This is a genomic window from Nostoc sp. 2RC, from assembly GCF_014222165.1.
GTDB lineage: Bacteria > Cyanobacteriota > Cyanobacteriia > Cyanobacteriales > Nostocaceae > Nostoc > Nostoc linckia.
Map to the genome: position 1 here is coordinate 1 of NZ_JACKZU010000308.1, position 10,021 is coordinate 10,021.

Genomic DNA, 10,021 nt, shown 5'->3' on the forward strand with positions numbered 1-10,021 from the left:
TTTTCACCATCCTCCCACACCTCCCACACCTCCGTCTCCTCCCACACCTCCCACACCTCCCACACTTCCTGCTTGCCCCATGCCCCATGCCCAATACCCAATACCCAATGCCCCATCCCCTTAAATCCCTTTAAATCCCATATTAGTTTCTACCTGTTGTTGTGTTTGCATGGAATTAACTTTGGCAGAGGCTATTCTGTTATTGGTTTTACGTCTAATGCCAAGCTGGCTGAGGGATATGCCTAATAAAATCAAGCTACCGCCAATATATTGAGCTAAGGTAGGTACTTCACCTAATATCAAATAGGCTGCTAGAATGCCTGCTATTGGGCTAAATGAACCGATTAAGGAAGCCATAGATACAGTGGAAGTTTTTAGGCCTTTAATCCAAAATGACTGACCCACTACTACAATCAATCCACCATATAAAAACATCCACTGCCAAAGAAATGGCGAGAGTACATCAGCAAAATGATCCCTGCCATAAAGTATTAAAGCAATAAAGAAAAAGATTACTGTTCCTAGTGCAGTGCGAAAGATGCTATATATTCCTAAAGGAATCTGCGAAAGGTATTTCTTGCCAATAATTGTAGAGGCGGATACAGCTATCGCTCCAGCTATTGCTAAAAGTTCCCCTAAACCTAAACTCAAACCCCCCATGTTCATCATTGCTTGTTGTGGGGGTTGGAGAATAATAGTTAGGATAACGCCAACAAAGGCTGCGATCGCTCCTGCAATTTCCCAAAGATGTACTTGTTCGCTCAATAACCAAATGGATAAAACCAAAGTCAACGGTGGTTCCAAGCGTCCAACTAAGATAATGTTGTTTACCCCCGTTAGTGCCAGTGCTTGAAAAATTAAGCCAGGGGCAAGCGCTCCTGATAGGATAGCTACTGCTGTTAGACTAATCCAATCTTTCTGGGAAAGCTGCTTTAAAGTCGTTTTGTTCCACTGTCGCCCATAAATTACAATTAGAAGTATCAAGGCACAGAGGTTGCCTACGAATAAAACATTACACAAAGAAATGGGATTGCGAGTGCCCATAAAATGTTGGGCACCAATTTCTGTAAGCTTGCGGGTGACTGCGCTAGATGCTCCAAAAATTAGCATTGCCAGCCAGAGATATGTTTGTCCGGAAATTTTTCGAGGGATGAAGCTGGGTATTTTTTTAGCTCTACTCACAATCACATCACCGCAATCAAGGCGTTTTTCATTATCTTAATTTGCTTTATTCCAATTAAAAATGAGGTTTTGCTGAAAAAATACTTAAATTCACCTTTCAGTTGTGACCACCATTGTTCCCTGAAAAAATGCTGAGAATTGAGTAAATTTTATTGAGTCAGAAATTCAGGAAACTACTGCCTCAGTTTCAGTTGTTGTTCAGTCCCAACTGCGATGCTTTGGTTGTGCGGGACAAATAAAACTTCAGGAGCCACAAATGAAACTTGCGCCACTACTTACAAGCGTAGCCTTAGTTGGTTTTTTCACAGTTTGGGATGTGCCACTCAAGGCGATTAATCCTTCATTAATTCAAGCATCAGCAGCCGAACAAATTTCTGTCTCCCAAAAACTAGATTTGCTCAATAAGAGTAAAGGTCAAATTGGTAGCGGCGACCAACTGCGTCGTTTCTTTTACGGTGACCTAGAACCAATTGGTATCCAACCAGGTGGAGCAGGTCATGTAGTTAATCTCTATAACAAAGCTAATGATGTCACATTTTCTTACTGTTCAACTTATGATGTAATTGTCGCCATTAAAAAAGGCAAAGTGACAAAGTTCGATCCCAATGAAGTGAAGTAACTTAACAAGCGATCGCCTGCAAAAATTAAATTATTTATCAACAAGATTCCTGACTTTTCAAAAAAGTCGGGAATTTGTAACTACATACTTAAATGTTAATAACATCATTGATTTAACCTTGAATTTTTGTATAAATTTATATATTTTTTAAGTAAAAATTCACAATTTTTTTGTATACAACTAATGTATTTTTAGTAAAATACTAACTAACCGAAGTTGTTACTTACAGCCATTTTCAGTTTTACGGGCCATGCTTTAGGGGCACAGCATTGCTGTGCCCTTATAAATACATGGTTTCAGAAAATGAAATTTTTGCATTGGACGTAAATGAAGTCATTGGTGAGTTACTTTTATCCATCCGTGAAAGCCAGAAGCTGTAGAACGAAAAATTGAATTTATTCCAGCGTCGTCTCCGATAAAAATTTTGGGCTATAAAGACAAAATTAAACAAGTATTTATTAATATTGTGCGTAGTGCCTTTCTTTGAAGTTTGCTTTTGGCATGAATGTTCTCGCTGTTCAATGTCAACTTCTTTAATTCACATTAAGCTTAATTTATTTAGTAGTATGCTATTATTACCAAATAAAAGCTAAGTACATTTACATAAATAATGAAATTTTAATGCTGATGTAAGATATTAAAACACTCAGGATGTCAATACTTCTGATAAAACCTTGATAGATAAATAATAAAAATATTTATGATTTTTAGATAAGGGACTTCCAAGTAAAAAAATATCCCATAGAAGATTGTTAACTATTGAATGTTGACTGTTGGTTCACAGTGCGTTGGACGGCTTCCCACGCTTGTACCCCTCCTCTTAAGCAAGCTACGCGTAGCGGCGACCACAGGAGAAGCAATTGGCGTTCAACGTATTAACTGGAATAATTTATTTTTGGAGTTCCCTAACTTATTTGATGAAAAAAAATATATTTAAAATTTGAAATCAAATGAACAATTATCGATACCAAGTTGGTGGTACTCTCACCAGTGATTCTCCTAGCTATGTTGAGCGCAAAGCAGATATAGAACTGTACAATGCTTTAAAACAGGGTGAATTTTGCTATATTCTCAGCTGTAGACAAATGGGTAAATCCTCATTGATGGTCAAAACAAAACATCGCTTACAACAAGAGGGTTTTCGATGTGCCACCGTTGATATGACTAATATTGGTTGTGAGAATATCACTCCCGAACAATGGTACAAAGGAGTAGCGGGGGATTTATGGTTAGGTTTTCAGTTGTTAGGAAAAGTTAATTTAAAAACCTGGTGGCAAGAAAAAAAAGATATTTCTTTGGTGCAAAAACTCAGTCATTTTATTTCAGAAGTACTCCTAGATAAGTTTCCTAACGAAAGATTATTTATTTTTATTGATGAAATTGATAGTATTCTGAGTTTAGATTTTCCAGTTGATGACTTTTTTAGCTTGATTAGGTATTGCTACAACCAACGAGCAATTAATCCAGAGTATCATCGAATTACCTTTGCAATTTTCGGCGTTGCTACACCTTCAGATTTAATTTTATATCGAAATCATACTACCCCATTTAATATTGGCAAAGCTATAGAAGTAAATGGTTTTACATTTGAAGAAGCTCAACCATTAGCTTTGGGGCTGAATATTCAAGGTAATCATGCCCAAAAAGTCTTACAAGAAATTTTGTCTTGGACACAAGGGCAACCATTTTTGACCCAAAAATTATGTCGGCTGCTTGTGAGTTTATCTCAAGACGATTTGGGTAGGAAGCTGAAAATTCCTCCAGGAACAGAAGAATTTTGGATAGAAAATGTAGTGCGATCGCATATTATTGAAAAATGGGAATCCCAAGATGAACCAGAACATCTAAGGACAATTCGCGATCGCATTCTCAGAAATGAACAATTTGCTGCTAGGTTGCTGGGAATTTATCAACAAACCCTCCAAGGAGTTAAAGTACCTGTTGACGATAGCCGAGAACAGGTAGAACTGTTACTGTCTGGTTTGGTGATTAAAAAGCAAGGTTTTCTCCACATCAAAAACCGCATTTATGAAGAAGTTTTCAATCTAGAGTGGGTTGGAAAAAAATTAGCTAACTTGCGCCCCTACTACGAAAGTTTCAATGCATGGGTAGCCTCAAAGCAACAAGATGAATCTCGCCTCTTGCGCGGTCAAGCTTTAATTGACGCTCAAACTTGGGCCAATGGCAAAAACTTGAGCAACTTGGATTATCAATTTTTAGCTGCGAGTGAAGAATTAGACCGGCGAGAAGTGCAAAAAGCATTAGAAGCTGAACGTGGCAAAGAAATTGAAGCCAGATTAGCAGAAGAACAAAAAAGACTTGCTCAACAAAAAAGATCTTCTAGAATTGTTGCACTTTTGCTTCTAGGTATGACCATCAAGCTGGTGATTTCTATCTTATGGGGAATGTCGCTTTTAGAAAAAATCGACGCTTTGCAATCACGGTTAAGATGTAACCAGATAGACCATCAAAGCTCAGTTAAAACAATTTGTAATTAATTAGGAGTCAGAATTCAGGAGTCAGAATTCAGAATTCAGAATTCAGAATTCAGAATTCAGGTGTGGAATGTCACTTACTTAAACTTGATTTAGATACCGTACTTCTTGAAGAAGTCCGGGATCTGGGCAGCAACAAAGCTTTAAGTAAGTGACATTCAGCAGTAGGGTGGGTTATCGGCAAAAGTACAGCATCATCAATGATGTTCGGTGCGTTAGAACTTGCGTCCATAACGCACCCTACGAAACTTCTGTCTTCTGAATCCTGAATTCTGAATTCTGACTCCTGACTTCTAACCACCAGCAACAGCGGGGACAATACTGACTTCATCACCATCATTGAGCCGTGTGTCTGCACCTTTTAAAAAACGAATATCTTCGTCATTGAGGTAAAAATTTACAAACCGTCGTAGCTTTCCTTCTTCATCACATAATCGCGATTTAAATCCAGGAAAGCTTTTTTCTAATGAATCCACAAGTTCAGCAATAGTGCTACCACTGGATTCTACGGTAGCTTGGTTATTAGTAAATTGTTGAAGAGCTGTTGGAACTAAGACTGTTACGGCCATAGAAGTAGAAAGTTAAAAGTAAAAAGTGAAAAGTGAGGAGTGAAAAGTGAGGAGTGAAAAGTGAGGAGTGAAAAGTGAGGAGTGAAAAGTGAGGAGTGAAAAGTGAGGAGTGAGGAATAAGAAAACTCATAACTTATAACTCTTAACTCCTAACAGTGAGGAGTTAGGAATAAAAAAACTCATAACTCTTAACTCCTAACTCTTAACTCCTAACTCCTAACTCTTAACTCATAACTCCTAACTCCTAACTCCTCACTCCTCACTGCTAATTAAACGAGGACTTGTTGCCATTCCAAGCGATCTAGAGTGTGCGATCGCTCTAGGGCACGTTCAAAACTATCGAGTTTGGCATCAATAGTCAAGGGTTCGCCAATGTAGCCTTGTACTGCTTCTTGGGTTTTCAAACCATTGCCAGTGATGTAAACCACGGTAGTTTCATCTGGATCTATCTTGCCAGCTTCCACCAATTTTTTCAGCACGGCGACGGTTGTACCACCTGCTGTTTCTGTGAAGATGCCTTCGGTTTCTGCCAGCAGTTTGATGCCATCAATAATTTCTGCATCATTGACTGATTCAATGTTACCACCAGTCTTTTGAGCTATATCTACGGCATAAATACCGTCTGCTGGGTTACCGATGGCAATTGATTTGGCAATTGTATTCGGTTTAACTGGTTTAATAAAGTCGCGCCCTTCTTTGAATGCTTGGGCGATGGGGGAACAGCCTTCAGCTTGAGCGCCGCTGAAACGCACGTTCTTACCTTCTACCAAACCAACTTCTACAAATTCTTGGAAACCTTTATAAATTTTGGTAAACAGAGAACCAGAAGCTAAAGGAGCAACAACATGGTCGGGTAATTCCCAGCCTAGTTGTTCTGCAACTTCAAAGCCCAGGGTTTTGGAACCTTCAGAGTAGTAAGGACGCAAATTAATATTGACAAAACCCCAACCATGTGTATTAGCAACTTCCGAACACAGACGATTGACTTGATCGTAATTGCCTTTTACAGCCATGAGGGTGGGACTGTAAATCAGACTACCGAGAATTTTACCAGCTTCCAAATCTGCGGGGATGAACACGCAGCAATCTAAACCGGCATGAGCAGCGATCGCCGCTGTAGAATTTGCCAAGTTACCAGTGCTGGCGCAGGAAACAGTGGAAAAACCCAACTCTCGTGCCCTAGAGAGCGCCACCGATACCACCCGATCCTTAAAGCTCAGGGTGGGCATATTCACGGCATCATTTTTAATATAAAGCTTGTTTAGACCCAGGCGACGGGCAAGACGGTGGGAACGAACCAAGGGAGTCATACCAGTTCCCACGTCTATAACGTTATCAGTTGCGACAGGTAAAAACGGACGGTAGCGCCAAATTGAATTCGGGCCAGCTTTGATTGTTTCGCGAGTGACAGTCTGACGTAGAAGGCTGTAGTCATACTTGACCTCCAAAGGCCCAAAGCATAACTCACAAACATTGCTGGCTTTAGGTTCATATTCGGCACCACATTCCTTACACTTCAAGGCTTTAAAAAATGTGGCATTACCGACTTGGGATTGGGTTGTGATTGCCTGAGTCATAAACTAGCTTTCCCTGTCTGTCCATCAACTGTCGCCTGATGGTAACACGAGTAAAAATACCAGTCAAACATACCCGATAAAAATAGTCGGGTATATCAAGTAGTCACGGTAATAATTTTTGTAAAATTTTCATCACCATGATTTTGTACATTTAGTATTTACACTTACTTGTTTCTAGTTACAAATTAAAATCTGAGTTGCGGCTATTCAGTCTTAATACTGTTGCTAAGTATGATAAAATTGCATCTTAGATATGATTAATATGCATTTATTTCCACAAAAGTGACTTTTTAGCGGTATCAAATGCTGACCGGATTTATTTAAATGACTTTCTAGAGTCAGAATAAATATATAACAACAAAGAGCCAGAAGTATTTTCAGATATAGGGTTTAGTATTTTTATCTTGGAGTGAAGATTCAACTTGTTATTGATGTTGCAACAAGTTGAATTTTAATATTTGATACACTCATTCACCCCTAGCCAAGTTACTTATTTCTACGGTGGATTTTTTTTGCAGCAAAAGTTACATTTCTACTTGCATCAACAATTCAGCAGTACGTAACAGTAGGTTCCCCATACTTGTGATTACTAGCCTTGATTATTAAAGGCGATCGCAAATTCACATCGGCGAATTATTTGAAGGTATTGCTTCAACATACTTGGTGAGGAGTGTTAATAACTGACAGCAGATTTTAAGAAGCTTGAAATACACAAAATAGGTCTTAAAGCCAGGTGTTAAACATAAGCGTGCTTTAGTCTTTGAAGTTTCGATGGTTACGGTAGGGTGTACCAACATCGAAGTAAGCACTCAAAATTCTCTGGTGAATTCTGATTCAAAGAATTCACCAACTCTGCTTTAACTCCTCAAGTCTGCATTCCCAAAACATTAATGTTTTAGGTAAATATCATCGGTAATTCTTTAAAAAATTGCCGAACTTTATCCTCTATTAAAACTCAGGGCACAAGTTCAGCAAACAAACAAACTATTCCTATGTTAAAGCAAAACAAATTTGTAAACAAGCAACATCATTGCTATCAATCCCTAGTAGCAGCAGCCTTATTAACTGGTAGCTTTTTCCAATTTGTTGCCCCTGTATTAGCTGAGGGAACTACCGCTGGTACATCCATCAGTAATACAGCCACAGCAACCTACGAAGATCCCAACGCGCCAGGGAGTCCCATCAATTCCACTTCTAACACTGTCACCGTGACTGTAGCAGAGGTAGCTGGTATTACTGTTACAGGTTCTGGTATTGCCAATCAGACTACCCCAGGTGGTAGTACTAAGCCTGGTGATACGCTGGTTTACACTTACACAGTCACCAACGTTGGTAACGACCTCACCAAATTCCAGATTCCTAATTTAGCAACAACAACAGGGCCGGCTACAGTATCAGGGGTACTACCTCCAGATAAGAATGGTACTACGCCGTCCAATGGAAACTTGCAATACAGCACTGATGGCGGTGCAACCTGGACAAATATTCCTGCTGGTGGATTAACTACAGGAGCGATTCCAGTTAATGGTACTGTGTTGGTGCGTGTACCAGTTACTGTGCAACCCGGCGCTCAAACAGGTGATACCATCACTGTCAGACTAGGACAAACTCCTGGTGATGCTCAAAACCAACCCCGGATTGCTGATGGTGGCGACGTTTACACTGTAGATAATAACAACCCAGCCGGAGCGCCGGTCAATGGCGTTAGAGAAGCCAGTGCTACCCAGCAGATTCAAGTAGGAAACATTGCTACAACCAGGGCCTTAGCGACTATCCTCAAAACTAAGACAGCCTATGACAATGCTGGTACTTCTAGTCCCTTGACTGATGACCTGCTAACTTATGGTTTGAGCTTACGGGTTGAGCTTAACGATGTAACTAATACTGGTGTGACCCCCGCAGCTTTAGCTGGTACAAATATCAATGTTGACGGTACACCAGTCACCCGCATTTTAGTATCTGATGCTATTCCAGCAAACACAGTGCTTAATAGCACTCCAATTGCTCCAACGGGTTGGAGAGTAGTTTACAGTATCACTCCTACTAGTACAAATGCTGAAGCAGCTCAATGGTCAACTACTGCTCCAGGTTCCTTGAGTTCAGTAACACGGGTCGGTTTCATTAACGATCCTAACCTTGTGACTTCAGTTGCGACTGGAACAACAGTTAACGGTTTTACCATTCAAGTTAAAACCACTGGTGCAACTGGAAATGGCCCGGTAAACATTTACAACATCGCTCAAGTTACTGGTACCACTGCTGGAGACCCGACCACTAAAATCTATGACAACTCAGGAGACCAAAACCCAGGTAACTTTAACACCACTAATAACACCTTTCCTACCACGCCAGACGGCGGCTTTGTTCCTAATGGTACGGTAGTTCCGGCAAATCAAACTGACGCAGGGAATAATAACACTGGTACTAATAGTCCGACTGGAAATGTAAACGTAACTACCCTCTCAGTACCCAATGCGACCTCACTGTTGAATGGCCCAAATGGAGTACCTAATGCCGTTGGGCCCACCAGCAACAATGATGACTTCACCAATAAATCAGCATTAATTCCACCTAATGTTGCTCCTGGTTCAACGGTCGATCCGGCTGGGGTATCCTTTACTAACACAGTTCAGAATACTGGTACATCTGTTGCCAATATTTCTCTGGTACCTACACCACCTGCAACACTAACTGATTTACCTGTGGGTACAGTGGTGACGATATCCTATCAAGGTTTATCAGCTGCTTACACCTACAATGGTACACAGTTTACCTTCACAACTGCTACTGGTGTAGTCGGGGGTAACCCAATTAGTGCCACTAATCCACTGCGAATTGATGGAGTTGCCGCCAATGGTGGTACAGCTAACTATGGTGTAAGCGTTGACTTGCCTCCTGGTACGCCACTTTCAACTGATAGTACTGCTCAAGGCGCAACTGTCACAACTACTATTGAACGCGGTTTTCCCGCACCGGTTACAGCTTTTATTGATAGCAACAGTAATGGCTTAGCTGATGATGCAGCTACTAATATTACGATTGACCGTGTATACACTGGCTTCTTGCAATTGCTCAAAGAGTCAAGAATTTTACAAGGAACTGGGCCAGCATTGCCAGCAGGTAGCACTGATGGCACATTTAGTACTACATCCAAAAAACCTGCCCCAGGAAACATTATTGAGTATCGGATTACTTACAAAAATATTTCTAGTCCTCAAGTAGGAAGCGGAAATATAATTCTGAGTGCCGACAAGATTGTGATTACTGAAGATGGCACTCAAGGTAGTAGTAGCAACTGGGCGCTAGACAATAATAACGATAGTCAAATTGATACTAGCAACATTGTTGGTTCAGCTAAGGATTCTGGAGCATCAACTATTCAATTTTTCAGTGGTAATCCAGCAACTAACTCTGGGAATGACCAAACTGGAACTACGGTAAACACTGATGTCACCAAGTATGTGAATACTGTAACTGGACAGGTTGGGCCAGCTGTGCAAAGAACATTTACTTTCCAGCGCAAGGTTAACTAATCCGTTGGGAGTCGGGAGATGGGGAGATGGGGAGAGAGGGGAGTGT

The 10,021-nt window shown here is 40.5% G+C and carries 6 protein-coding genes; 3 read left to right on the forward strand and 3 right to left on the reverse strand.

What is annotated here, in order from left to right; genetic code table 11:
* Positions 1-120: 120 nt before the first annotated feature.
* Complete coding sequence (locus tag GNE10_RS26205) at positions 121-1,110, reverse strand: DMT family transporter (RefSeq protein WP_221642999.1); 990 nt, start codon at positions 1,108-1,110, stop codon at positions 121-123.
* Between the two features lie 328 nt (positions 1,111-1,438).
* On the opposite strand from GNE10_RS26205, the gene GNE10_RS26210 reads away from it, so the two are divergent.
* Both GNE10_RS26210 and GNE10_RS26215 read left to right on the forward strand, forming a co-directional pair.
* Positions 1,439-1,801 (forward strand): hypothetical protein, encoded by a 363-nt coding sequence (locus GNE10_RS26210; protein WP_185568148.1) that lies wholly within the window; start codon positions 1,439-1,441, stop codon positions 1,799-1,801.
* Positions 1,802-2,751: 950 nt separating this feature from the next.
* A complete protein-coding gene (locus tag GNE10_RS26215) occupies positions 2,752-4,299 on the forward strand; it encodes an AAA-like domain-containing protein (protein ID WP_185568151.1) in 1,548 nt (515 codons plus the stop codon).
* Between the two features lie 290 nt (positions 4,300-4,589).
* Here GNE10_RS26215 and GNE10_RS26220 read toward each other — a convergent pair whose 3' ends face one another.
* Both GNE10_RS26220 and thrC read right to left on the reverse strand, forming a co-directional pair.
* Complete coding sequence (locus GNE10_RS26220; protein WP_099066857.1) at positions 4,590-4,865, reverse strand: MoaD/ThiS family protein; 276 nt, start codon at positions 4,863-4,865, stop codon at positions 4,590-4,592.
* Positions 4,866-5,134: 269 nt separating this feature from the next.
* The gene (gene thrC, locus GNE10_RS26225) at positions 5,135-6,442 is read right to left on the reverse strand and encodes a threonine synthase (RefSeq protein ID WP_185568154.1); all 1,308 of its coding nucleotides are present in this window, start codon (positions 6,440-6,442) and stop codon (positions 5,135-5,137) included.
* A 992-nt stretch (positions 6,443-7,434) separates the two neighbouring features.
* Here thrC and GNE10_RS26230 point away from each other — a divergent pair.
* Positions 7,435-9,975, forward strand: coding sequence for a hypothetical protein (locus tag GNE10_RS26230; protein ID WP_185568157.1), 2,541 nt, complete (start codon positions 7,435-7,437; stop codon positions 9,973-9,975).
* Positions 9,976-10,021: the final 46 nt, after the last annotated feature.

Excerpts from the sequence above, each read along its gene's own strand:
- GNE10_RS26215 (WP_185568151.1), top strand. The coding sequence starts at position 2,752 with ATGAACAATTATCGATACCAAGTTGGTGGTACTCTCACCAGTGATTCT.
- GNE10_RS26230 (WP_185568157.1), top strand. The coding sequence starts at position 7,435 with ATGTTAAAGCAAAACAAATTTGTAAACAAGCAACATCATTGCTATCAA.
- GNE10_RS26205 (WP_221642999.1), bottom strand. The coding sequence starts at position 1,110 with ATGCTAATTTTTGGAGCATCTAGCGCAGTCACCCGCAAGCTTACAGAA.
- thrC (WP_185568154.1), bottom strand. The coding sequence starts at position 6,442 with ATGACTCAGGCAATCACAACCCAATCCCAAGTCGGTAATGCCACATTT.
- GNE10_RS26210 (WP_185568148.1), top strand. The coding sequence starts at position 1,439 with ATGAAACTTGCGCCACTACTTACAAGCGTAGCCTTAGTTGGTTTTTTC.
- GNE10_RS26220 (WP_099066857.1), bottom strand. The coding sequence starts at position 4,865 with ATGGCCGTAACAGTCTTAGTTCCAACAGCTCTTCAACAATTTACTAAT.